This is a genomic window from Rhizobium sp. NFR03 (genome assembly GCF_900111275.1).
Classification (GTDB): domain Bacteria; phylum Pseudomonadota; class Alphaproteobacteria; order Rhizobiales; family Rhizobiaceae; genus Ferranicluibacter.
Genome location: NZ_FOGR01000001.1, coordinates 173811 through 198344 on the forward strand (window position 1 = coordinate 173811; position 24534 = coordinate 198344).

The window sequence follows — 24534 nt, forward strand, 5'->3', positions numbered from 1 at the left end:
CTGGCGTTAACGATGTCACCGACGGAAAAGATACCGGAGACAATCGTGACGACAGGCCGTTGACGACCGTGATGTCGATGCCACGTTCCCTCATGTGCATCGTTTCGGAAAGGCTATACGCAGATGACCACGCTTGAGATCACCGTCGAGCATTTTCCCATCGCCGGACAATTTACCATTTCGCGCGGCTCCAAGACAGCGGCCTCCGTCGTCACCTGCCGCTTGTCGGAAGGCAGGACGAGCGGCATCGGCGAATGCGTGCCCTATGCCCGCTATGGCGAGACGATAGAGAGCGTCATCGAGGCCGTCGAAGCCTGCCGCCACGTGATCGAGCGGGGCATCGGACGGGTGGAACTCGCTCGCGTCATGCCACCGGGTGCTGCCCGTAATGCAGTGGATTGCGCGATGTGGGATCTCGAAGCCAAAAAGAGCGCCCTGCCCGCCTGGCAACTCGCGGGCCTTTCTCTTCCGCAGCCTCTCGTCACCGCCTACACGATCTCGCTTGCCGACGTCGGGACGATGGCCGCGCGCTCGGCGGAAGCCGCCTTCCGCCCGGTCCTCAAGGTCAAGGTCGGCACCGCGGACGACACCGCCCGCATCCGCGCCGTCCGCAGGTCCGCGCCCGAATCGATCATCATCCTCGATGCGAACGAAGGCTGGACGGACGCCAACCTGGCGGCCCACTTCGCCGTTTGCGAGGAAGCGGGCATCGCCCTCATCGAACAACCCCTGCCGGCGGGCCATGACGACATTCTCGCCCGTGTGCCACGGCCGGTTCCCGTCTGCGCGGACGAGAGCGTCCACACCATTGCGGATCTCGATCACCTCGCCGGCCGGTACGACGCCGTCAACATCAAGCTCGACAAGACCGGCGGCCTCACCCACGCCTTCGACATGCGCGACCGGGCCCTTGCCCTCGGTCTCGACGTCATGGTCGGCTGCATGGTGGGTACTTCGCTCGCGATGGCGCCCGCAGCGCTCGTCGCACAGGGCGCTGCCTTCGTCGATCTCGATGGACCGCTGCTCCTGTCCCGCGACCGGGAGCCGGGCCTTCGCTACGAAGGTTCGCTGCTGATGCCGCTGGAGCCGGCGCTCTGGGGCTGAAGCGTCCAGGCGGCGATGAGAAGCGCAAAACCGATGAAGGCCGCGACCGCCATGGACAGGAACCCGTGCACGCCGAACCAGCCGTAGAAGATGCCGGAGACGAAGGTGCAAAGCGCCGTAAAGGTGCCGGTATAGAAAAAGTACATTCCCTGCGCCGCCGTTTCCTGCCGCTCGGCCACGCGGCGCACCAGCATGGTCTGTAGCCCCGTATGCATGATCGCGTAGGTGAAGGCATGGGAGCACTGCAACGCAAAATAGCCCCAGAAGCCGAGATCGAGCGGGAAGACGAGCCACCGCAGAATGGCGAGCCCCGCGCCGGAGAAGATCATCGCCCAAAGGCTTACCCGCACGAGGATGACCTTCGCGGCGACGAACATCGCAATCTCCGCCGCGACGCCGCCGCTCCAGAGAAGCCCCACTTCGGTCCCTGAAAAACCGATGCTCGTCCAGTAGAGCGCCGAAAATGCAAACAGCATGCCGTGACTGCCGTTGACGAGCCCGACGCCCATCAGCATCATCTGGATGTCAGGCGCGCGCAGCGCCTTCGGCGGCGCATCGGCGAGCGTCGTCAGCGTCGATGGCCGCCGTGGCGCCCCGACGCGCGGCGCAAGGAAGGTGACGACGACCATGGCCACGAAGCCCACCGTCATCGCCGGCAGCACCATCACGGCACCGAAACGCCCGATCAGCGCACCGCCGATCATCGTCGCGCAGATGAAGGCGATGGAGCCCCAGAGCCGCATGCGAGCATAATCGAAACCCCAACGCCGCACGCCCGTCAGCGCCACCGCCTCGACGATCGGCACATACGGCGAGTACACCACGCCTTGCAGCGTGTAGATGACGAGCACCGCCCAGAATGCGTGGGAGACGAAAAGACCGAGCGCGGTCAGCAGCGACAGGCCTGCCGACCAGAAAAGCAGCCGCGTCCGCTCGCCCAGCGCATCCGCGATCATGCCCGCCACCGGCGCCGAGAACACCCGCACGAACATGGGCACGGCAAGGATCACGGAAATCTGCGCGGCATCGAAAGACAGAGAGGCCAGCCAGACCGGAAAGAAGGGCAGAGCAAACCCGTTGATGAACAATGGCGCGCTGAAGAGCAACGCTATCCGCGCCACGAATCGCGAAGGCGGCGCCGGCTCGGCGAGCCGTGACGAGGAGGGAGAATCCATTCGGGATGACCTGATGTCGATCCAGCCGGTTATCATGTCTCGGGTAGGCCGCGCCAGTCCGAACCCCTCCCGGAAACGGGGAGATTACCGTCACCGGCTCTTTCCGAAGCGACCCGGCTCAGGCGGCCTGTCGTGCCAGAAACGATCCGACCAGAGCTTCCGCCTCGCTGCTGTCCTCGGCGACCTGCGGCGCGCCGGCAATCACGTTCCAGGTGATCAGTTCCATGCGACCGTCCGTGTGCTCGGCGATCGCCGTGCAGCTTTCCACCCAGTCGCCGGAGTTCATGTAGCGAATGCCGTCGATATCCTCGATGACGGCATGATGGATATGCCCGCAGACGACACCATCGGCTTCGGCCTTGCGGGCCTCCGCGGCAACCACCGTCTGGAACTCGCCAATGAAGTTGACGGCGTGCTTGACCTGCTGCTTCGCCCAGGCCGAAAACGACCAGTAGGGCATGCCGAGCCGTCGGCGCACGGCGGCAAGGCCGATATTGATGACGATCGCCATATCGTAGGCCCAGTCGCCGAGATAGGCCAGCAGCCGGGCATTGCGCACGACCACGTCGAACTCGTCGCCATGCAGCACGAGGTAGCGCAACCCGTCGGCACTTTCGTGGATGTGACGCGAGGCCACTTCGATGCCGCCGAAATGCATGCCGGGAAAGGCGCGCAGGAATTCGTCGTGATTGCCCGGAATATAAATGATCCGCGTGCCCTTGCGGGCTTTGCGCAGCAGTTTCTGCACCACGTCGTTGCAGGACTGCGGCCAGTACCAGGACCGCTTCAGCCGCCACCCGTCGACGATGTCGCCGACGAGAATGATCGTATCGGCATCGTGCAGTCGCAGGAAGTCCAGCAGGTAATCGGTCTTTGCCGCCTTGGAGCCCAGATGCACATCGGAAATGAACAGGGTCCGGAAATGCCGGATGGTTGGCTCGCTCACTCTCTGGTCCATCTGTCGTCTCCGGGCTTCAGCGCCTGCCACCCTGAAAGCAGACTCCTGTTTCAGGAGCATGACAATGCAGGCCCGCAGCTGTCAGATGCATTCCCGAAACCATGCCTTGCGAACTGTACGCATCGCCGAAATCATGCCAGAAGGGCCACGTTGAAAAAGAGGGTACTGATGCGATGAGCAGCGGCGAAGACACCAAGACACCGAAGACACCGGCCGGCGGCGACCTTGACGAACAGGCATTGTTCTTCCACCGGTATCCGCGTCCCGGCAAGCTGGAGATCCAGGCGACGAAACCTCTGGGCAACCAGCGCGACCTCGCGCTCGCTTATTCCCCGGGCGTCGCCGCACCATGCCTCGCCATCCGCGACGATCCTTCGATGGCCGCCGAATATACGGCGCGCGCCAATCTCGTCGCCGTCGTTTCAAACGGCTCGGCTGTCCTCGGCCTTGGCAATATCGGCCCGCTCGCGTCGAAGCCCGTGATGGAGGGCAAGGCGGTCCTCTTCAAGAAGTTCGCGGGCATCGACGTCTTCGACATCGAGATCGACGCACCTGAAATTTCGCGGATGGTCGATGTCGTCTCGGCGCTCGAGCCCACCTTCGGCGGCATCAATCTCGAGGACATCAAGGCCCCGGAATGTTTCGAGGTCGAGCGTCAGCTGCGCGCGAAGATGGACATTCCCGTCTTCCACGACGACCAGCACGGCACCGCCATCATCGTTGCGGCCGCCATCCTCAACGGCCTCGAACTGGCTGGCAAGGATATCGCGAAGGCCAAGATCGTCACCTCGGGCGCCGGCGCGGCAGCGCTTGCCTGCCTCAATCTGCTGGTCGAACTCGGCGCGAAACGCGAGAACATCTGGGTCCACGATCTCGAAGGCCTCGTCTACGAAGGCCGCGAGGTGCTGATGGACGAGTGGAAGTCGGTCTACGCCCAGAAGAGCGACAACCGCGTCCTTGCCGATTCGATCGCCAATGCCGACGTGTTCCTCGGCCTGTCGGCCGCTGGCGTGCTGAAACCGGAACTGCTCGTGCAGATGGCGGAGCGCCCGCTCATCATGGCGCTCGCCAACCCCAATCCGGAAATCATGCCGAACCTAGCCCGTGCGGCAAGGCCGGATGCGATGATCTGCACCGGACGCTCGGACTTCCCCAATCAGGTCAACAACGTCCTCTGCTTCCCCTACATCTTCCGCGGCGCGCTCGATTGCGGCGCGCGGACGATCAACGAGGAAATGAAGATGGCCGCCGTGCGCGCCATCGCCGGGCTCGCCCGCGAGGAGCCGTCGGACGTCGCTGCCCGCGCCTATTCCGAGGAAACGCCGATCTTCGGCCCGGACTACCTCATCCCCTCGCCCTTCGACCAGCGGCTGATCCTGCGCATCGCCCCGGCCGTGGCGAAGGCTGCGGCCGATACCGGCGTCGCCACCCGGCCGATCACGGATTTCGACGCCTATCTCGACCAGCTGAACCGCTTCGTGTTCCGCTCCGGCTTCATCATGAAGCCGATCTTCACGCTGGCGAAAGCGGCGGAGAAGAAGCGGGTCATCTTCTCGGAAGGCGAGGACGAGCGCGTGCTGCGCGCCGCTCAGGTGCTGCTCGAGGAAGGCACCGCGCTGCCGATTCTCATCGGCCGTCCGCAGATCATCGAATCGCGCCTCAAGCGCTTCGGCCTGCGCATCCGCCCGGAAACCGACTTCGAGGTCATCAATCCGGAAAGCGACCGTCGCTTCAAGGATTATGTCGATCAGTATTTCTCGCTGGTCGGTCGCCTCGGCGTCATCCCGGAAGCCGCCCGCACCATCGTGCGCACCAACTACACCGTCATCGGCGCTCTGGCACTGAAGCGCGGTGAAGCCGATGCCCTGATCTGCGGTCTTGAAGGTCGCTACAGCCGCCACCTGCGCGATATCTCGCAGATCATCGGCAAACGGCCGGGTGCGCTGGACTTCTCGGCGATGAGCCTGCTGATATCCCAGCACGGCGCCACGTTCTTCACCGACACCTTCGTCACCTTCAACCCGACGTCGGAAGAGATCGCGCAGAAGACCATCATGGCGGCGGAAGAGATCAAGCGCTTCGGCATCACGCCGCGCGCGGCCCTCGTCTCGCATTCGAATTTCGGCTCCCGCGAATCGGAAAGCGCCAGCAAGATGCGGCGGGCGATGGAGTTCGTGCGCGAACTGGCGCCCGATCTGGAAGCGGATGGCGAGATGCACGGCGAATCGGCGATCTCCCAGGTTCTGCGAAAGCGCGTCATGCCCTCGACGACGCTGCACGAAGACGCCAATCTCTTGGTTTTCCCCAATCTCGACGCCGCCAACATCACCTTCGGCGTGGTGAAAAGCATGATCGACGGCCTGCATGTCGGGCCGATTCTGCTCGGCGCCGCCCTGCCCGCCCATATCCTGTCGCCTTCGGTTACCTCGCGCGGCGTCGTGAATATGGCGGCGCTGGCCGTGGTAGAAGCGTCACACCCGGTCTGAACCTTCATGGCCGCGCGAATGTGATCGCGCGGCGCGTTGCAGCTAACGGCAAAGCCGCTATGATCTGGTCTTGTCCGCGCCTTGAGAGTGCGGACTTTATCGGTTCCAGCGGGGACCGGACATTCCCACCGAGGCAGGCGACGTTTGAGTATCCGCAGAGTGTCCATGGCCGCATTGCTTGCGCCGCTCCTGTGCCTGTCCGCAGGCGCCGAAGCCTCGCCGCTTTGCGACAGGCTCTTTGCGCGCCTCGCCGACCTGCCCGAAACGATGTCCAGCGACATCGAGAACAGAGGTGGCGCCCGCGGATATGACGATACCCGCCAGCGCAATTTCACAGGCGCCATCACGCGGCAGAATCTCGAGCTTCGCAGCGCGCGCAGCCAGCAACGTGCGCTCGGCTGCAGCACGGACAGCGTCACCGTCATCAACGGCGACAATGAAGAGGCCTGCGCCGATCTCGACAACAGGATCGCCGCGATCAGCGACGATCTCGCGGAGCTGAAGGCCCGCCGCACCGAGGAAATTGCGGGCTCGGAAGATGACGCCGCGCGCCGCCGCGTGCTGGTGGCTCTTCAGGCCAACCGATGCGAGGCGATCGACAGCGATCTCGTCAGCGCTTCGGTCTCGGGCCCCGATACGTCCGAACCCCGCCGCTTTCGCAACATCATCGCCGACCTTCCGCCGATTGGCAGCGAGGAGACGAACCTGCGCGGCTCATCGGATGCGCCGATATCAGACCTGCCCACGTCCGAGCCGCCGATCTCGGACCTCTCCACGCCCAACCTCCATCTGCTGACGCAGGACGGCCCGCTGCGGACCATGTGCGTCCGCACCTGCGACGGCTCGTTCTTCCCGATTTCCGCCAATGCCACGCCGGACGATTTCGAGCGGGATGCGCAGACGTGCAGTGCCCGCTGCCCGGGAGCGACAACCGAACTCTATTACCATCCGCTGGCCGGCGAGACGCAGGACATGATCTCGGCCAGCACCGGCGCGCCCTATACCGATCTGCCGACGGCCTTCGCCTACAAGAACGGAAGCCCCGCCAGCCGCAGCCAGTGCGGCTGCCGCATCCCGTCGCAGTCGGCAGCCAGGAACCCCGGGTCCGGCTTCTCGACACTGCCGGGTGACGCACCTGCGCCCCGCATGAGCACGCCCTCCGACAAGGCGGTGGTGACGATAACGACGGAACCGGCGCCGTCCGAACCGACCGCTCCGAAGGCGCTCCTGCCGTCCACCGCGCCTATCGAAACGCCGGCGCCATCGGTCAACGAGCGACCCTACGATCCCAAGGCCCATCGCGTCCGTCAGGTCGGCCCCTCCTTCCTGCCAGCGGAAGAATCATCCATCGACCTCCGCCATCCCGCAGGTCCCGGATACCAGCAACAGCAGACGAACTGAGACGCGCGTCGATTGACGGTGGCCTCAGACGCGCCGATCAAGCCGGCGCGTATCGCACGAAGGCGAAGCGCTTCCCGTCCGCAGACCAGTTCGGCACGTTCATCGTTCCCTGACCGCCAAACAGTTCGAACAATTCCCGCGCATTGCCGCCATCCGGGTCCATCATCCGCAACCGCACCGTCAGGTCACGCGGATGATCGATCACATCGCCGTCATAGGAAATGACGAGAACGCTGCGCCCATCCGGCGAAGGATGCGGAAACCAGTCGCCATAGGGGCTGTCCGTGATCCGCTCAGCCGGTCCGCCTTCCGCCGGCACGCGCCAGATCTGCATGCGACCCGACCGGCTGGAATTGAAGTAGATCCAGCGCCCGTCGGCCGAATAATCCGGTCCATCATTGCGCCCCTCGCCCTGCGTCAGCCGCACTTCGTCGCCGCCATCAACCGCATTCGTATAGATGTCGAACACCTGGTCGCGGATTCCGCAATAGGTCAGGCGCGCGCCGTCCGGCGACCAGCCGTGCCAGTAAGACGGCAGGTCCGGCGTCAGAAGCTTCGGTGTGCCGCCACCGAGCGGCAATGTGTAGATCGCCGTTTTCCCGAACTCGGTCTTGTCGCTGATCGCAAGCAGCCGCCCGTCCGGCGAAGGGCCATGGTCGTTGTTCACGCGGACGGCAAAACCCGTGTCGATCGCTTCAGGCTCTCCTCCATCGAGGCCTAAACGCCAGAGCCGGCCGTCTCCGTTGAGGATCAGGCCGTCACCGTCGGGCGCGAAATTGGGTGCTTCGACCAGCCGGTCCGTTTGCCAGACCACCTGCGTCTGCCCCGTGTCCACGGTGAAGATTTCGACCGAACTCCGCATACCGTTTCCTCCGCGCGGGAATGCAACACCCCGCCGAAAACCATGAAATCACAGGCGTTGTGCGTGGGAAAGCACATTCATCCCCTGTTCAACATGACACCGGTATGACAGTCATGCGAAGAATTTGTGAAGGGAGCCGGCCATGGCGAGTTTTCAGTCTGCCGTGAACGTAAGACCCTCCGCGGACGTCTATGGACCGACAGCGGCGCAAGGCGCACGCCCGTCGAAAATCCTGTCCAATATCCGCAGCGTCGTCGTCTCTTTCCTGCTTGCCGTATCCCTGATCTTCATCGTGGAGTGGATCGCCCGCAATTCGGCAGCCGAAGCCTATGCCTTTTTCCTCGATCCCGCGCGCCCCGCATTCGTCACGGCTTTCGTCTTCTTCCTGCTGTTCCTCGCCATCGATGCGATCGTCGGGCGAGCGGAATATGGCCTCGTCCTGATCGCGCCGCTGGCACTGGTGCCGGCCCTCATCACGCGCCAGAAGCAGATCTTCCTGTCCGATCCGCTTTATCCCACCGACTTCCTCTTCGGCCGCCAGATCATGGAGCTGATGCCCGTTCTCGTGCGCGACCGTCCGGGAACCGCGATCGGCATCGCCATCGGCCTCGTCCTCTCGCTTGCAGGCCTCACCTGGCTCATCCGCCATGCCTGGCGCCGGTTTCCCCGGCTGACCCGCCGCCAGCGCATGGCCCGGCTTGCGTTCGCCCTGCCGCTCCTTGGCGGCTTCTACCATCTGATGGACTACAACCAGTTTTCCTGGGTGCGCGATCGTCTCCAGATCATTCCCATCATGTGGGACCAGACCGAGAACTATCGCCACAACGGCTTCACGCTCGCTTTCGTCCTGAACCTGCCGATGGCGAACGTCGCAGCACCTCCGGGCTACATGCAGAACGCGATCGACGCGATCCCGACAGAGCCTGTTCCCGCCGGCACGTCGCATCGCGGCAAGCCCGATGTGATCGTCCTCATGAGCGAATCCTTCTGGGACCCGACCCGACTGCCGAACGTAACGCTGACACCGGACCCCATGCCGACGATTCGCGAAATGCAGTCCGGCGACGTGTTCTCTCCGGAGTTCGGCGGCATGACCGCCAATGTCGAGTTCGAGGCGCTGACCGGCTTCTCGAACGCGTTCCTGCCCTATGGCAGCATTCCCTACCAGCAGTACATCCGCAACCCGATCCCGTCGCTTGCCACCTTCTTCCGCGGCGAAGGCTATGTCGCGCGCGCCGTTCACCCGTTCCAGGGCTGGTTCTGGAACCGTAGCGCCGTCTACAAGTCCTTCGGCTTCGAGCAGTTTCGTTCGGAGGAAAACCTGCCGCCGATGGAAAAGCGCGGCATCTTCACCTCCGACGAGTCCCTGACAAAGGAGATCATGCGGCAGGCCGACGAGTTGCGCGATCCCTTCTTCTTCTTCACGGTAACGCTGCAGGGCCACGGCCCTTACGAGGCCAACCGCTACGCTCACAACACCATCAAGGTCGAAGGCGACCTGCCGGAGAACGACCGTCAGGTGCTCGAAACCTATGCGCAGGGCGTGAAGGAAGCCGACGACAGCCTGAAGATGCTGATGGACTGGGCGAAGGAGCGTGATCGCGAAACGATCATCGTGCTCTTCGGCGACCACCTGCCGCCGCTCAACACGGTCTACACCTCCACCGGCTACATGCCCGACGTCACGGCGTCCCGCAAAGGGACCGTCGAGCAGATGGCGGCAAGCCATGAAACGCCGCTGGTCATCTGGTCGAACAAGACCGGACCTGTGAAGGACGTCGGAACGATCAGCCCTGCTTTCCTCTCCTACCAGATCCTGAAGACCGGCGGCTTCGAGCATCCCTACTACACCGCCTTTCTAGGCGACGTCTTCAACCGCTACCACGTCGTCGACCGCTACATGCTCATCGACGCCGCGGGCAAGGACACCGAAGCCTGGTCCCGCAACAAGAAGATCGCCCCGGTCCTGCGCGACTACCGCTTTCTCCAGCACGACATGATGTTCGGCAAACGCTACGGCACAGACCGCTTCTTCGAGACCCATGCAGAGCTGTTTCCGCAGCCGGCGATGTGATCGGCGGAGGTGGCGGGTGCGGGTCTGCGGCCCGTCTTGTGCAACGTCATCCTTGGCCTTGTGCCAAGGATCTGCCGACCTCGAAAGAACCAATCCGTTGCAGATACTCGGGACAAGCCCGAGCATGACGACGGAGAGCTGCAGAATGCTCCCATCCGTCTGAGGCGCGGACATCGTCCGCGCCTCGTCGCTGATCTTCGCAGACCTTAAGCTGCGCGGCGCGCGGCCGGTTGGTAACCCTCTTCCAGGCGGAAACGCGCCAGAAGCTGTTGCAACTGACGGCTCTGGTCGGCCAGCGTCTCGCTGGCGGCCGTCGTCTCTTCCACCATGGCAGCGTTCTTCTGCGTCATCTGGTCCATGTGGTTGACCGAAGTATTGATCTCTCCCAGCGCCGTTGCCTGCTCTCGCGAAGCCGTGGCGATGCTTTCCACATGGTTGTTGACCTGATTGACCAGGGTTTCGATCTCGAGCAGCGCGGTGCCGGTGGAGCGCACCAGCGTCACGCCGCCCTCCACTTCCGAAGCCGAGGCACTGATCAGCGTCTTGATCTCCTTGGCGGCATTGGCCGAGCGCTGGGCAAGCTCCCGGACTTCCTGTGCAACGACAGCAAAACCCCGACCGGCCTCCCCGGCGCGTGCCGCTTCCACGCCGGCATTGAGCGCGAGAAGGTTGGTCTGGAAGGCGATCTCGTCGATCACGCCGATAATCTGGCTGATGCGGCTGGACGAGTCCTCGATCCGTCCCATCGCAGCGACGGCGCTGCGCACGATGGCGCCCGAGCGCTCGGCGCTCGCCTTTGTCTCGCGTACCATTTCCTGCGCCTCATGGGCGCGTGTCGAGGCCGTGCGAACGGTCGCCGTGATCTCGTCGAGCGCGGCCGCTGTTTCCTCCAGCGCCGCAGCCTGTTGCTCGGTGCGCTTAGACAGATCGTTCGCCGCGCCGCTCAGTTCCGCCGAGCTTTCCGAAATCGTGGAGCCTGCGCCGCGCACGCTTTCCATGGTGGAGCGTAGCGTGACCATCGTCGCGTTGACATTGGCCTGCAACTCGCCGAATGCGCCCTGGAAGCGGCCGTTCATGCTCTGGGTCAGGTCAGCCCGCGACAGCGCCTCGATGACGCGGCGCAACTCGGCAATGGCCTGGTCCACGCTGCCGACGAGTTCGTTGACGCTCGCCGCAAAGCGGTTGAGGTCCGGCGATCCGTAATCACGGTCGATGCGCGCCGTGAAGTCACCGGCAACAGCCGCGGCGACGACGGACGCGATGCTCGACTGGAGATCGCTGCTGCTGGCCTGAAGAGCGGCCTCCTGCGCCTTCATATCCCGCATGGCGATGGCGTTGCGGCGGAAGACGTCGAGCGCCCGCGCCATCTCGCCGATCTCGTCAAGGCGGGCGGTGTCCATCGTACCGACATCCAGCCGGCCCTCGGAAAGCTCGCGCATCACGCCGGTCATCTCGCGAACCGGTGCGACGATACCACGGCGCGCCACGAGCAGGCTGACGAAGCCGCCAAGCGCGATGGCGGCAATGGCCGCGCCGATCTCGATAAACATGGTCATGGCCGAACTTTGCAGGGCCTCGGTCCGCGCCGTTGCCAGCGCATCGCCGGAATAGGTGCTGTAAACCTTGACCGCGGCGGTCACCGCCTTCTGCGCATCGAGCGCCATGCCAAGCGGCGCCGCCATCGACGCACTGTTGGCGCCGGGCGCGGCAGCGGCATCCAGCATCGCGTCGATCGTGGCGAAATAGGCGTTGAGCTTGCTCTCCACCGCCTTGAGCTGGGTCCGCTGCGTCTCGTCGGAGGCGGCCTCGATTTTCGGCAGTCGCGCCAGCATTTCGCTCTGGCGGCGCGCGGCCTCCGTGCGGAAATCCGCAACCTTGGCCGGCTCGGCGGCGAGCTGATAGGTCATGCGGCTGATGGAGATGACGTCAACCCGGAGATCCATCGCCTCGCGGGCCACCTCCTCGCGTGCGCCGACGGAAACCATCGTCTCCTCCAGCGCGCTGATACCGCGGATACCCACGGTGGCAATGGCGGCGGAGGACAGCCCCATGACGAGGACGACCAGTCCGACCTTTTTCAGGATGGAAAGATTTTGAAACGACATGCGGAAAACTCCGGTGAAGCGCATCACCGCGCAAGGACAGCCAGGGAGGGAGAGGACATGATGTCCGACAAGGCGCAGAGGGGGATTTGGCACATCGCGCGGTTTCATTTTTAGCGCGGAAACGGATAACCAAGACTTAATTTACCTTCCGGAAGAACCCCACTTTTGTCCTGAAAGCCCAACGACACAGTTCCGCCGAAAAGGAAGAGGTATCGATTTTGCTAAAGTAGTCAGAAGCTTGGAGCCAGCATGTCGACCATCGAAGATATCTCCCGCCGCCTTTTCAACAAGCCGGCGGCAGCGCTGGGCGCTGTGGAGCGCCATGTGCTCGGACGGGCCAGCGCGCGCCAGACACTGTCGGAGGATGTCAATGCAAGCTTCATCGCAAGCCAGAGCGTCGGAGACCGGCTTGCCGACCAGATCGCCCGCGTCGGAGGCTCCTGGGGCTTCATCGTCAGCTTTCTCGTCTTCCTCGCCGGCTGGGCGCTGATCAACACCGTCATCCTCATGCCGAACGAAGCCTTCGACCCCTACCCCTTCATCTTCCTCAATCTCGTCCTCTCGATGGTCGCCGCCCTTCAAACCCCAATAATCATGATGTCGCAGAACCGGGAAGCCGCGAAGGACCGTCTGAACGCATCGAAGGACTATGAGGTGAACCTGAAATCCGAGATCGAGCTGATCTCCCTGCACCACAAGATCGATGATGTCCTCCTCAAGGAAATCGCCATCCTCCAGGCCAACATCGCCCGTCTCCACGACCGTCTGGAATCCTATGAGAACAGGCGAAACTGAAGGCGCCATCCGGTCGGGCGTTCCAACGCAAAAAGCCGGAGATCGCTCTCCGGCCTCACACCGCTGACACACAGCTTTTTGACGAAGCCGTCATCCTCGGCCTTGTGCCGAGGATCCGCTGACGTCAACCAAATCCATCGGTTGCAGGTGCCCGGGACAAACCCGAGGATCACGAAGGAGAGGATTGCGGCAGCTTATGCCCAGCCGTTGACCAGCATCCGCTTCTCGTCGCGTCCGCCCTTCATCCGCTCGGCGAGCAGGAAGGCCAGTTCGAGCGCCTGATCGGCGTTGAGACGCGGGTCGCAATGCGTGTGATAGCGATCGCCGAGGTCGGCGCCGGAGAGTGCGCGAGCGCCGCCGGTGCATTCCGTCACGTCGTTGCCGGTCATCTCGATGTGGATGCCGCCCGGATGCGTGCCTTCGGCGCGATGGATCTGGAAGAAGCTTTCCACTTCGCTCAGGATCCGCTCGAACGGCCGCGTCTTGTAGCTGTTGAGCGTGATCGTGTTGCCGTGCATCGGGTCGCAGGACCACACGACCTTCTTGCCCTCGCGCTGCACGGCGCGGATGAGGCGCGGCAGATGCTCGGCAACCTTGTCGTGGCCGAAGCGGCAGATCAGCGTCAACCGGCCCGCCTCGTTGGCAGGGTTGAGGATATCGATCAGCTCGATCAGCCCGTCGGCCGTCATCGACGGACCGCACTTCAGACCGATCGGGTTCTTGATGCCGCGGCAATATTCGACATGGGCATGGTCCGGCTGGCGTGTGCGGTCGCCGATCCAGATCATATGGCCCGACGTCGCATACCAGTCGCCCGAGGTCGAATCGACGCGGGTCAGCGCCTGTTCGTAGCCGAGTAACAGTGCCTCGTGGCTGGTGAAGAAATCCGTCTCGCGCAGCGACGGGTTCGTCTCCGGCGTGATGCCGATGGCCTTCATGAAGTCCATCGTTTCGGAGATCCGGTCGGCGAGCTTGCGATAACGCTCGGCCTGCGGGCTGTCCTTCACGAAGCCCAGCATCCACTGGTGCACGTTGTCGAGGTTGGCATAGCCACCCATCGCGAAAGCGCGCAGCAGGTTCAGCGTCGCTGCCGACTGGCGGTAGGCCATGATCTGGCGTTCCGGGTTCGGAATGCGCGACTCGGGCGTGAAGTCGATGCCGTTGATGATGTCGCCGCGATAGCTCGCAAGCTCGGTCTCGCCCTGACGCTCGATGTTGGACGAGCGGGGCTTGGCGAACTGTCCGGCGATACGCCCGACCTTGACCACCGGCTGCTGCGCGCCAAATGTCAGCACGACGGCCATCTGGAGGAAAGCGCGGAAGAAGTCGCGGATGGTGTCCGCGCCATGTTCGGCGAAGCTCTCGGCGCAGTCCCCGCCCTGCAGCAGGAAGCCCCGGCCTTCGGATACGTTGGCGAGCGCCTTCTTCAGGTTGCGCGCCTCACCGGCAAAAACGAGTGGCGGATAGGTCGCAAGCTGCGCCTCGGTCGCCGCCAGTGCGGCTGCATCCGGAAAATCGGGAACCTGGCTGACGGGCTTCTGCCTCCAGCTGGTCGGTGTCCAGTTCTGTGCCATCTCGATCGCCTTTCACGGTCCCGCTCTATCGGGCGGGCCTCGTCGCACCGGTGCCTCCTCCGGTGCCATCTTCGATGCGGGCTTATAGACGTTAAGATGCCGCTTGCAAAGCCCGTCGGCGCCGCCGCTACTCACCGTTCAGCGCGCCTGACGCTTAGGCGGGAAATATCACGGATTGCCCCGAAACAGGCCTGCTTTGGCTTTGAGCAGCGCCGCCAGACGCTCGATCACCAGCCGCACTTCCGGGCGATGCCGCTCGTCGTCGTGGCTGACGATGAAGATCGCATGATCGAGCGCTGCGACCGGTTCGCCGATCCGCTCCAGCTCCGGATCCGCGTCCCCCACGAAGACCGGCATGAGGCTGCGCCCGGCTCCGCTGCGCACCAGCCTGTGAAGAAGATCGAAGCTCGTCGTCCAGGTGTGGATATCGGCCTCTTGGTTCTCGAAGACCCAGCGCTCGGGCGCCCGTCGCGCCGCGTCGGTGGACATCGAGACCCACCGCGCCCGCGCTTCCGCAGTGGCTTTCCGGGACGTATAGACGGCGTAGCGTATGCCGACCGAGCGCAACGCCGCGACATTGCCGCCGGCGGGTGCTTCGGGAAGCAGGCTCACATCGACGCCACGAAAAGCAAGCTCCTCGGTCGTTCCCCGGCAGCAGAGCCGGAAGCGGTCGAAGGCGTCTCTGATATCGCCAAGATGATCGGCCATGAACCCTGCCATCCAGCTTTGGCCAGCCAGCGTCACGATCGGAAACGCGAAGCGCCATCCCGAAATACCATCGGCTGCCGCCTGCATCGCGAGGACACGGTCGAGCAGGATCTCGCCGTCATGCGCAAGGCGATAGCCTTGCTGGCTGCGCTCGAACAGCGACCGGCCGAGCGACTTTTCCAGCGCCAGAATCCGCCGCCCGATCGTCGGCGCGGAGAGGCCCGTGCGTGCCGCCGCAGCGCTCAGGCCGCCCGCCATGGCGACATGCAGGAAGAGTTGCAGTTCATCCCAAGCCGTCTCATCCATCGTTCGCCCCGCCATGACGCGACCCGGGCGCCGCCGCCCGCGTGATACCTTCGAGCGTCCTTATAGCATCCCTTTCGGCACTGCCCTCCGCGCAGAAATGAAACGCCCCTTTCATTCCTGCGTCTACGAGCGCGCGATACCGGCGGCTATGTCAGGAGCATGCATTCTCAAGGAGATCGCAATGCGCGACCAGCTTCTGATCCACACGCTCAAGAACCGCAGTGCACATGGCAAGACCGACCCCTTCGCCGATCCGCTCGACCACCCCTCGTGGGATGGCCTGCGATGGTTCGTGCCGCTCCTCGCGGTCCTCTTCCGGTCGACGCGGCCTATCTCACCGAAAGCCGAACCGGCGCGCCGACCAAAGCCGGACCGGCTCTACACCCGCTCGCCGTTGCGGATGCGGTAGCTCGGCGCATACATCGTCACCAGCTCTTCGGACGCCGTGGGATGCACCGCCATCGTCCGGTCGAAATCATCCTTGGTAACGCCAGCCTTCAGCGAAATGCCCAGAAGCTGCGCCATCTCGCCGGCACTCGGCCCGAGAATATGCGCCCCGACCACTTTACGATTTTCCGCGTTGACGACGAGCTTCATGATCGTCTTCTCGGAGCGGCCGGAGAGCGTCGCACGCATCGGCCGGAACTCGGTCCGGTAGATCTCGACATCGGTCAGCGCCCGCGCCGCCTCTTCCTCCGACAGGCCCACCGTGCCGATCTCCGGCTGGGAGAACACGGCCGTGGCGATCAGGTCGTGATCTGGCGAGGTCGGATTGCCCTTGTACTCGGTCTCGATGAAACACATGGCCTCGTGGATGGCGACCGGCGTCAGCTGCACGCGGTTCGTCACGTCCCCCAGCGCATAGATGCCCGGTGCGCTTGTGCGCGAGAACGCATCCACGACGATCGCGCCCTGATGGTCGGTCTTCACGCCCGCAGCCTCCAGCCCCAGGCCTTCCGTATTGGGCACCCGCCCGAGCGCCAGCATCACCTGGTCCACCGTCAGGATTTCACCCTTCAGCGTCGTCACCAGTCGACGGCCATCCTCGGCATCCGAAACGGTTTCGATAATGTCCTCGCAGAGGATGCGGATGCCTTTCTCCGCCATCGCCCTGTGCAGTCCCTGCCGCATGTCCCTGTCGAACCGCGAGAGGATTTCCTTCCCGCGATAGATCAGCGTCGTCTCGACGCCGAGGCCGTGAAGGATGTTGGCGAACTCGACGGCGATGTAGCCGCCGCCGGCAATCAGAATGGATTTCGGCAGCTCGGGAAGATCGAACACCTCGTTCGAGGTGATCGTCAGCTCATGGCCCGGAAGAGCCGCATGCGGTGCCGGACGTCCCCCGACGGCGATGACGATCCGCTCCGCGGTCACGATGCGGCCGGTCGACAGCAGCTTGATGCTGTTCGGCCCCACCAGTTCCGCCCGCGTATGCAGAATGTCCGCGCCGGCATTCGCGAGGCCCTTCTGGTAAAGCCCCTCCAGCCGCGTGATTTCGGCTTCCTTGGCGGCCACCAGCTTGTGCCAGTCGAAAGACGTCTCGCCGACCGTCCAGCCAAATCCTTCGGCGTCCTTGAAATCGGTCGAGAATTCGGACGCGTAGACATAGAGCTTCTTCGGTACGCAGCCGCGAATAACGCATGTGCCGCCATAGCGAAATTCCTCGGCAATCCCGACCTTCTTGCCATGCGCCGCGGCAACGCGACCGCTGCGCACCCCGCCGGACCCGCCGCCGATGACGAAGAGATCATAATCGTAAGATGTCATGGAAGGCTCCGGGGACCGAGAAGACTGCGAATGCCTGCGGGCGCGGCGCGCTCGTATCCGGCGCTGCCACTTGGCATGTCCCTGATATAGGGCGCCACACCGGCAAAAGAAAAGCCCCCCGGCAGGTGCGGAGGGCTCGATGGTGTCGTGCTGATGATCGGCCGGGAAGCCTCAGGGCGCCGGGGTCGGTGCCGGTGCCGGTGCCGTCGGCGGCTTGCCGGCTTCTTCGGCCGGGGCGGCCAGCGTCGCCTGCAGCGTCTTGGTGGCTTCGGCATTCAGATCACGGGAAACGCCGGCTGCCCAGATGTCGGCTGCCTTCAGCATTTCGCGCGAAGCGATCGGTCCATCGTTCAGCAGCTTCTTGCCGGCTTCCGACTGGTAGAAGGCGCTGATGGCGTTGAGCTGCTCGACTGTGAAGGTCTTGGCGTAGATCGTCGCTGCCTCGCGCTCCAGATCGGCGCGGCGACCGGCAAGTTCCAGCGCCTTCGTGTCGATCGTGGACGAGATGAGGTCCTGATAGTTCGGCGAAGCCTGAATCAGGTTGGCCTTCAGGCGCTCGGCGAGGTTCGGGAGGATATTGTCGAAATTATCGGTGGCGCCGATGGCGGAAATGGCAGCGCGCGCAGCCTTCAGGTGGTCTTCCGTCACGTCCTGCGCAAAAGCTGCGGGTGCCGTGGTGGCGAGAAGAACGAAGGCGGTCAAGACGCGGACCCGGCCTGCAAATCTGTTCATTCGAAAAAGCTCCTGTGTGTTCTTGGGCGTCGCGCCGGTTCGACGCGTCGGTAATTCGATGGGGATCAGGCCGATCGTGCGCTCGTCATCATCCTGGCACCCGTCTCGCCGGCGATGATCACCAGAGAAGCCAAGCCGATGAAGAGGCCGTGCTCGACCACGCCCGGAAGTCCGTTCAGCTCGCGCGCCAGCGCATCTGCATCAGGAATGCGGCCAAAAGATGCATCCACGATCAGATGTCCCCCGTCCGTCTCATACAATCCGTCGCCGGAACTGCGCAGTGCAAGGTCGCCGGAAAGCCCCAGCCGCGAAGCGGTTTTCTCGATGGCGATCAGCGTCGCCTTCTGACCGAACGGGTTGATCTCGATCGGCAGCTTGAAGGCGCCGAGCGTTTTCACGACCTTGCTCTCGTCGGCGATGACGATCATGCGCGCCGAAGACGATGCGACGATCTTCTCGCGCAGAAGCGCACCGCCACCGCCCTTGATGAGGTTGAGGTCGGTATCGACCTCGTCCGCGCCATCGATCGTCAGGTCCAGTTCGGGCAGCTCGTCCAGCGAACGCAGGGGAATGCCGAGTTCCAGGCACAGCCGCGCCGTGCGTTCGGATGTCGGAACACCTTCGATGCGAAAACCGTCCGCGACCTTTTCGGCGAGCAGGCGAATGAACTCCTCCGCCGTGGAGCCTGTACCGATCCCGAGCCGCATGCCGTCCTCGACATGCGCGAGCGCCGCCTCGGCGGCCTTGATCTTCATCTGGCGGGCATCCATGCGCCGCTGTCTCCCGTTGAACCCATGGTCCGGGCAGGGCCCGGTCGCCCGGAGGTTTACACGGCCCAAGCGGCAGAGGAAAGCCCCCGGCGCGAACACCCCCGCCGAACCTGCGTGCGGCAGAGCCCGCAGCGGCTGCAAAGCCCATCCTGCAAAGCCGGTCCTCCAAAGATTGCATTTCGGCGCGAGGTCGCATACCCCGGCAGACAAACTCCAGACCGCAAAGGCCGCGCCCCATGCCCTCGCCCATGCCCTCAAGTTCGACCTCCCCAGCCGGCTCCCTGCCCCCCGCCACCATCGTCTTCGATCTCGACGGCACGCTGGTCGATACCGCGCCCGATCTCGTCGCAAGCCTCAATCATGCGGTCATGCAGGCGGGCCTCGCACCGGTCGGCTATGACGACCTGACCCATCTCGTCGGCCATGGCGCGCAGGCCATGATTGAGCGAACCTTCAAGCTGCGCGACAAGCCGCTGAGCGAAGACGATCTTGCCTGGCAGATGAAGGAATTCGTCGCCCATTACCACGCCACCATGCCCGGCGCGTCCATGCCATATCCCGGCGTGCTCGATGCCATGGACCGGTTGTCGGAAGCCGGCTATCTCTTGGCCGTCTGCACCAACAAGCTGGAAATGCTGGCAAAGACGCTGCTCGGAAAACTCGGCCTCACGGCGCGCTTTGCCGCGATCACAGGCGGCGACACGTTCGACGTGCGCAAACCCCATGCCGAGCACCTGCTCGCCACCATTCGCCTTGCCGGCGGAACGCCCGGCCGCGCTGTTATGATCGGCGACAGCCGCAACGACATCCTCGTGGCCCAGAATGCCGCCATTCCCTCCATCGCCGTCCCCTTCGGTTACTCCGACGTCGCCGTGGAAACGCTCGGGCCCACCGTCGTGATCACCCACTTCACCGAGCTGACCCCGGATCTCGTCGAGCGCCTTCTGGCAGACAAAGGCTGACGGGCTAGAATTTGTCAGGGATAAGTGGAATCCGGTTATCCCGAAGAGACAAACGACAAAAAAGGGGTTTAGAGTCTGGCCGGTTCAGAATGAACCTGACAGCCTCTAAAGGCGCGAAGCCTTCTTCTCCATCGTCTCCAGCACGACGTCCGCCGCGCGCTCGCCCGGCGGAATGTCGGTCCGCATGATATCCCACACCGTATCGAAGCCGCCGATCATCGCGCGGCGTTCCGGTGTGTCGAGTGCAAGGCGTTCCATCCAGCGGGCCAGCGCACCCGGACGGATCGATTCGTTGAAATATTCCGGCACGATCACATAGTCCCCGATCAGGTTCGGCAGGTTGGCCGTCCAGATACGGATGCGCTTGTGCATCATGCGGATCAGCCAGTCCGCCTTGTAATTGGACACGACGGGAATGCTGCAAAGACCGAGTTCGAGGATAACGGTGCCGGAGGCCGCCATGGCGACATCGGCTTCGGCGAACGCCTGCCATTTGGCCTGCGTTCCCACCAGCACCTCGACCTCGACCGGCCAGTCGCGCACCAGCTCCCGCACACGCTCGGCCTGTCGCGGCACGGTCGGAGCCACGAAGCGAAACGCCGGCGACCGCCGCGCCAGGATCTCCACCGCCTCCCGGAACACGGGAAGCAGCCGCGTTATCTCCGAGCCGCGGGAACCCGGAAGGATAAGACAGGTTCGTTGTGCCTCTTCACTTCCAGTCTCGACCCCGAGCGCACTGCGCGCCTCGCCCCGGCTCCACTGCGCCGCGCGCACGCCAAGCACATTTGCGTCTGATGCCAGCCGGTGCCCGACATAGGTCGTCGGCGGCCCGCCGAGCGTCGCCATGGCATCCGGCTCGAATGGCAGGACGGCGAGGACATGATCGACGTAAGGTCGCATCCGCAGGGCCCGCTCGGGTTTCCACGCCCAGACGCTGGGGCAGACGTAATCGACGATGGGCAGGTCCGGCAACGACGCCCGGACCAGCTTTGCCACGCGATGCGTGAAATCCGGGCTGTCGATGATGACGAGCACATCCGGCTTGGCGGCAACGATCGCTTGTGCCGTCTGGCGAATGCGCATCAGCAGCTTCGGAAGCCGGGCAAGCACCTGCGAAATGCCCATGATCGAGAGTTCGGAGTAATCGAACAGCGAAACGAGCCCCTGCCCCTCCAACTCCTCGCCGCCCACGCCGACCACCGAGACGGACCCGACACGCTCCTTCAGCGCCCGAATGAGATCGCCGCCCAGCTGATCCCCGGAAACCTCCCCCGCAACGACCGCGACCTTCATATGCTCCGGCCTATTCTCTCTCGGCATGCAGCCTCCTTGAAACTCTATCGCAAGCCGAAAGCGCGCCCGCCTTCCATCACATGCCCGCTAAACCGCGCTCGACAGCCTGCATACCGCGTCTGCTGGTTCAGGAAACCGGCAGAGCGCGATCGAGACCCGTCACGAACAAGCCTGAACGGTCGGCAAGATCGATGGTTGCGGTGCGCTCCAGAACCAGAGCCCGGCCCGCCTCCACGGCGATCCCCGCAAGGCCCGCCGCCAGTGCGCTCTCGACCGTCGAAGGCCCGATGGAGGGCAGATCTGCGCGAAGATCCTGCTGCGGCTTGCAAAGCTTGACGAGGACGCCGCGTCGGCGCTGCGAAATTCGTCCGTCGCGACGCAGGCCCGCCACGCGTGCGATCATCGCGTCGGTGCCCTCAGGTCCCTCGAGCGCGACGACCCGTCCGCCGACCGCGATGGCGCCCTGCCCGACATCGAGCTTGCCGAGCGCATTGGCCGCCGCCGTTGCCGCAGCAATATCCCGTTGATCGTCGTCATCCGGCGAAATCCGCCCGATCGGCCCGATGTCGGCCAGAAGCTCCGGCACGATTTCCTGGACGCCGATAACACGCGCACCGCTTGCCTCGATCAACGCAATTGCCATTTTCAGGACCGCGTCGTCACCGCCCGAAATCAGCGTCTTCAACACCGCTGGCACGCGCGACAGCGTCTTGAGCGTCGGGCGGATATCCCGCCATTCCGGCCGCCGTTGCACGCCCCCGCTCAGCACGACACGGTCGATACCTTCGTTCCGGAACGTCGCGCTGATATCGCGGAAATTTCCGATCCCCAGCGTGCAGCTGTCATAGCCGCCCCAACCGTCCCCGGCCTCGCCGGTCAGCGCGATGATATAGGGGTTTTCGCCATGCGCCCGCGCCGCATCCGCAACATGATGCGGCAGACGCCCGCCGCCGGCGATGATCGCCAGACGCCCCTGCCTTGCCTGACGAGGAGGTCCCGTGTTCGCCTCCGAAGAATGGTCCGGGCTCTGGGGCAGTTCGCCCGGCACGGCGTTCAGCCCTTCTTTCCCCGTGTGGGGGACGAGAGCGCGCGGTCGCTTTCCGCGCCGATGAAGTCGAGGATTTCCATGACCGGCGCACAGTCCAGATAGTCCTCGCGGATTGCCGCCGCATTGGCCCGAACGGAGCCCTCGCCTTCGAAAATCTGCTTGTAGGCGCGGCGCACCTGATGGATGACCGCCTTGTCGTGGCCGGCGCGCGACATGCCGACGACGTTCAGGCCCGAGAGAATGCCGGGATTGCCGTTCAGCATGCCATAGGGGATGACATCGTAGCTGACGGCGGAAAGACCGCCGACAAAAGCCTGCCGCCCGACGCGCGTGAACTGGTGCACGGCCGAACCGCCGCCCAGAATAGCTCGGTCCTCGACCACGACATGGCCTGCCAGCATCACATTGTTCGACAGGATGATGTTGTTGCCGAGCCGGCAGTCATGCGCCACATGGGCATAGGCCAGGAACAGGTTGTTGTCACCGACCGAGGTCAGGCCACCATGCTCCACGGTGCCGGTATTCATCGTCACGCCTTCACGGATCGTGCAGTTTTCGCCGATCACAAGCCGGGTATCGACCGCACTGTGGTGCACACTCTGCGAATCTCCGCCGATGACGGCCGACGGAAAGATCTTCGTTCCCCGACCGACGCTCGTGCGACCGATTACCACCACATGGCTCATCAACACGACGTCGCTCGCAAGCTCAACCTGCCCGCCGACATGACAGAACGGACCGATCGTGACGTTCTCGCCGATTACGGCGCCGTCTTCGATGACGGCGGACGGATGAACCTTGGCGCTCTCGGCAATCATGTCAGGCTTCGTCCTTGCTGATGATCATCGCGCCGATATCCGCTTCCGCGACGAGGTGCCCATCGACTTTGGCATCGCAATGAAACTTCCAGATACTGCCGCGCTGCTTCTGCTTGACCACATGATACTCGACCCGGTCGCCCGGCACGACAGGCTTGCGGAAGCGCGCATTGTCGATGGTCATGAAGTAGACGAGATTGCTCCCGGTCGCCGTCTTTCGCGCACAGATCGCACCCGCCGTCTGCGCCATGCCCTCGATGAGCAGAACGCCGGGCATGATCGGCTGATCGGGAAAATGGCCTGTGAAATGAGGCTCGTTCGCCGTGACGTTCTTGATGCCGATGGCGGAATTGTCGCTGTCGATCTCGATGATCTTGTCGACCAGCAGGAAAGGATAGCGGTGTGGCAAGAGCTTCATGATCTCGCGAATGTCGGCCGTGCCGAGAACGGTTGCCCCAGTGTCGCGCATGGGGGCGTCAGACATTGGGGTGTCGCCCATTGGGGTGTCGTTCATTGCTTGTCTCCCGTCGTCGTCTTACGCTTTCTTAAGTTGGCCCGCGCCGCGATCTCTGCCGCTTCCCGCAGGAAGTCACGCATGGGGCGCGCGGGAATGCCGCCGTACCGCTCGCCGGCCGGCACGTCCGCGGCAACGCCGCTCATCGCGCCGATCTGGCTGCGGTCGCCAATCGTGATATGCCCGTTGATTGCAGCCGCGCCGCCGATCATGACGCCATCGCCGATGCGCGTGCTGCCGGCAATGCCGACCTTCGCAGCGATGCCGCAATGACGCCCGATACGGACATTATGTCCAACCTGAACGAGATTATCGATCTTGGTGCCTTCGCCGATCACCGTGTCGTCCATCGCGCCACGGTCGATCGTCGTGTTCGCGCCGATCTCCACATGATCCTGCAGGATGACGCGGCCGATCTGCACGATCTTGATCATGCCGCCGCGTGGGCCAGGCGCATTGCCGAAACCGTCCTGCCCGATACGGGCACCGGGATGAATGATGACATTGTTGCCGACGAGCGAGCAGAGAATCGTCGCCCCAGCCGCAATCGTGCAATCACGACCGATCCGCACACCCGGGCCGATGACGACGCCGGCCGCGATGCGCGTGCCCGAGCCGATCTCGACCCCTGCCCCGATCACCGCCGTTGCCTCGATGTCAACGCCGTCTTCCAGCCGCGCCGTGGAATCGACGAACGCCGCCGGCGAGATACCGCTTTGTCCGCCAAGGTTCTGGATCGGGCGCAGCGCTTCGGGATGGAAGATGGCGCCGGCAAGCGCGAAGGCGGTGTGCGGATATTTCGCGAGCAGCACCGGAATATGCGGCGGCACGATCGACGCGACACTTTCGTCGCAGATCACGGCGGCCGCCTGCGATGTCGTGAACTCGTCACGATATCGCCGTTGCAACATGTAGCAGATCTCGTTCGGGCGAGCCCGATAGGTCGGTGCAACGGACGAGACGATCCGGTCACCGGCCGTCTCGTCCTGCAGCGAAGCGCCGATGCGCTCCGCCAGATCACTCAGGCGGAGCCCGTCATGCGGCGGGAAAAACCAGTTAGCATCCATGGGCCAGACTCCAGA

Annotated in this window: 21 protein-coding genes; 7 read left to right on the forward strand and 14 right to left on the reverse strand. The window is 63.9% G+C overall.

Going from position 1 to position 24534, the window contains the following annotated elements:
• Nucleotides 1–123: 123 nt before the first annotated feature.
• Complete coding sequence (dgcA, locus tag BSG19_RS00775) at nucleotides 124–1104, forward strand: N-acetyl-D-Glu racemase DgcA (protein ID WP_092983957.1); 981 nt, start codon at nucleotides 124–126, stop codon at nucleotides 1102–1104.
• On the opposite strand, the gene BSG19_RS00780 is transcribed toward dgcA, so the two are convergent.
• Nucleotides 1056–2279: an MFS transporter gene (locus BSG19_RS00780; protein WP_092983959.1), complete on the reverse strand. Its 1224-nt coding sequence runs from the start codon at nucleotides 2277–2279 to the stop codon at nucleotides 1056–1058. The two genes, dgcA and BSG19_RS00780, sit on opposite strands and share 49 nt — an antisense overlap.
• A 118-nt stretch (nucleotides 2280–2397) precedes the next feature.
• Entirely contained in the window at nucleotides 2398–3237 is an 840-nt protein-coding gene (locus BSG19_RS00785) for a UDP-2,3-diacylglucosamine diphosphatase (protein ID WP_092983961.1), read from the reverse strand.
• A gap of 173 nt (nucleotides 3238–3410) precedes the next feature.
• Here BSG19_RS00785 and BSG19_RS00790 point away from each other — a divergent pair, with 173 nt between their 5' ends.
• On the forward strand, nucleotides 3411–5723 hold the full coding sequence (locus BSG19_RS00790; RefSeq protein WP_092983963.1) for an NADP-dependent malic enzyme: 2313 nt from the start codon (nucleotides 3411–3413) through the stop codon (nucleotides 5721–5723).
• A gap of 165 nt (nucleotides 5724–5888) precedes the next feature.
• Complete coding sequence (locus BSG19_RS00795) at nucleotides 5889–7124, forward strand: DUF2865 domain-containing protein (protein WP_092983965.1); 1236 nt, start codon at nucleotides 5889–5891, stop codon at nucleotides 7122–7124.
• 37 nt (nucleotides 7125–7161) lie between these two features.
• On the opposite strand, the gene BSG19_RS00800 is transcribed toward BSG19_RS00795, so the two are convergent.
• Complete coding sequence (locus BSG19_RS00800; RefSeq protein ID WP_092983967.1) at nucleotides 7162–7986, reverse strand: TolB family protein; 825 nt, start codon at nucleotides 7984–7986, stop codon at nucleotides 7162–7164.
• Between the two features lie 142 nt (nucleotides 7987–8128).
• Here BSG19_RS00800 and BSG19_RS00805 point away from each other — a divergent pair, with 142 nt between their 5' ends.
• Nucleotides 8129–10060 (forward strand): LTA synthase family protein, encoded by a 1932-nt coding sequence (locus BSG19_RS00805; RefSeq protein WP_092983969.1) that lies wholly within the window; start codon nucleotides 8129–8131, stop codon nucleotides 10058–10060.
• Nucleotides 10061–10266: 206 nt separating this feature from the next.
• Here BSG19_RS00805 and BSG19_RS00810 read toward each other — a convergent pair whose 3' ends face one another.
• Nucleotides 10267–12165 carry a methyl-accepting chemotaxis protein gene (locus BSG19_RS00810; protein WP_092983971.1) on the reverse strand — a complete coding sequence of 633 codons (1899 nt, stop codon included), beginning with the start codon at nucleotides 12163–12165 and terminating at the stop codon, nucleotides 10267–10269.
• Between the two features lie 249 nt (nucleotides 12166–12414).
• Between BSG19_RS00810 and BSG19_RS00815 the strand changes: the two genes are divergently transcribed.
• Nucleotides 12415–12960: a DUF1003 domain-containing protein gene (locus BSG19_RS00815; protein WP_092983973.1), complete on the forward strand. Its 546-nt coding sequence runs from the start codon at nucleotides 12415–12417 to the stop codon at nucleotides 12958–12960.
• 194 nt (nucleotides 12961–13154) lie between these two features.
• Here the strand turns inward: BSG19_RS00815 and BSG19_RS00820 are convergent, their stop codons facing one another.
• A complete protein-coding gene (locus BSG19_RS00820; protein WP_092983975.1) occupies nucleotides 13155–14534 on the reverse strand; it encodes a class II 3-deoxy-7-phosphoheptulonate synthase in 1380 nt (459 codons plus the stop codon).
• A 168-nt stretch (nucleotides 14535–14702) separates the two neighbouring features.
• A complete protein-coding gene (locus BSG19_RS00825; RefSeq protein WP_092985445.1) occupies nucleotides 14703–15548 on the reverse strand; it encodes a LysR family transcriptional regulator in 846 nt (281 codons plus the stop codon).
• Nucleotides 15549–15729: 181 nt separating this feature from the next.
• Between BSG19_RS00825 and BSG19_RS00830 the strand changes: the two genes are divergently transcribed.
• Nucleotides 15730–15957, forward strand: a complete 228-nt coding sequence (locus tag BSG19_RS00830) for a hypothetical protein (protein ID WP_092983977.1) — start codon at nucleotides 15730–15732, stop codon at nucleotides 15955–15957.
• On the opposite strand, the gene gor is transcribed toward BSG19_RS00830, so the two are convergent.
• From gor to rpiA, 3 genes are all read right to left on the reverse strand, one after another.
• Nucleotides 15927–17315 (reverse strand): glutathione-disulfide reductase, encoded by a 1389-nt coding sequence (gene gor, locus BSG19_RS00835; RefSeq protein ID WP_092983979.1) that lies wholly within the window; start codon nucleotides 17313–17315, stop codon nucleotides 15927–15929. The genes BSG19_RS00830 and gor overlap by 31 nt on opposite strands.
• Nucleotides 17316–17486: 171 nt before the next feature.
• On the reverse strand, nucleotides 17487–18047 hold the full coding sequence (locus BSG19_RS00840) for a DUF2059 domain-containing protein (protein WP_092983980.1): 561 nt from the start codon (nucleotides 18045–18047) through the stop codon (nucleotides 17487–17489).
• A gap of 65 nt (nucleotides 18048–18112) precedes the next feature.
• On the reverse strand, nucleotides 18113–18817 hold the full coding sequence (gene rpiA, locus BSG19_RS00845) for a ribose-5-phosphate isomerase RpiA (RefSeq protein WP_092983981.1): 705 nt from the start codon (nucleotides 18815–18817) through the stop codon (nucleotides 18113–18115).
• Between the two features lie 236 nt (nucleotides 18818–19053).
• Between rpiA and BSG19_RS00850 the strand changes: the two genes are divergently transcribed.
• Complete coding sequence (locus tag BSG19_RS00850; RefSeq protein ID WP_244529050.1) at nucleotides 19054–19779, forward strand: HAD family hydrolase; 726 nt, start codon at nucleotides 19054–19056, stop codon at nucleotides 19777–19779.
• A 105-nt stretch (nucleotides 19780–19884) separates the two neighbouring features.
• On the opposite strand, the gene lpxB is transcribed toward BSG19_RS00850, so the two are convergent.
• The 5 genes from lpxB to lpxD form a co-directional block, all read right to left on the reverse strand.
• A complete protein-coding gene (gene lpxB, locus BSG19_RS00855) occupies nucleotides 19885–21099 on the reverse strand; it encodes a lipid-A-disaccharide synthase (protein WP_244529051.1) in 1215 nt (404 codons plus the stop codon).
• Between the two features lie 100 nt (nucleotides 21100–21199).
• Nucleotides 21200–22039, reverse strand: a complete 840-nt coding sequence (gene lpxI, locus BSG19_RS00860; RefSeq protein ID WP_244529090.1) for an LpxI family protein — start codon at nucleotides 22037–22039, stop codon at nucleotides 21200–21202.
• An 86-nt stretch (nucleotides 22040–22125) separates the two neighbouring features.
• Nucleotides 22126–22938, reverse strand: coding sequence for an acyl-ACP--UDP-N-acetylglucosamine O-acyltransferase (gene lpxA, locus BSG19_RS00865; protein ID WP_092983985.1), 813 nt, complete (start codon nucleotides 22936–22938; stop codon nucleotides 22126–22128).
• A 1-nt stretch (nucleotide 22939) separates the two neighbouring features.
• Nucleotides 22940–23407 carry a 3-hydroxyacyl-ACP dehydratase FabZ gene (gene fabZ, locus BSG19_RS00870; protein WP_092983987.1) on the reverse strand — a complete coding sequence of 156 codons (468 nt, stop codon included), beginning with the start codon at nucleotides 23405–23407 and terminating at the stop codon, nucleotides 22940–22942.
• A gap of 41 nt (nucleotides 23408–23448) precedes the next feature.
• Nucleotides 23449–24519, reverse strand: coding sequence for a UDP-3-O-(3-hydroxymyristoyl)glucosamine N-acyltransferase (gene lpxD, locus BSG19_RS00875; RefSeq protein ID WP_092983989.1), 1071 nt, complete (start codon nucleotides 24517–24519; stop codon nucleotides 23449–23451).
• Between the last annotated feature and the right edge of the window lie 15 nt (nucleotides 24520–24534).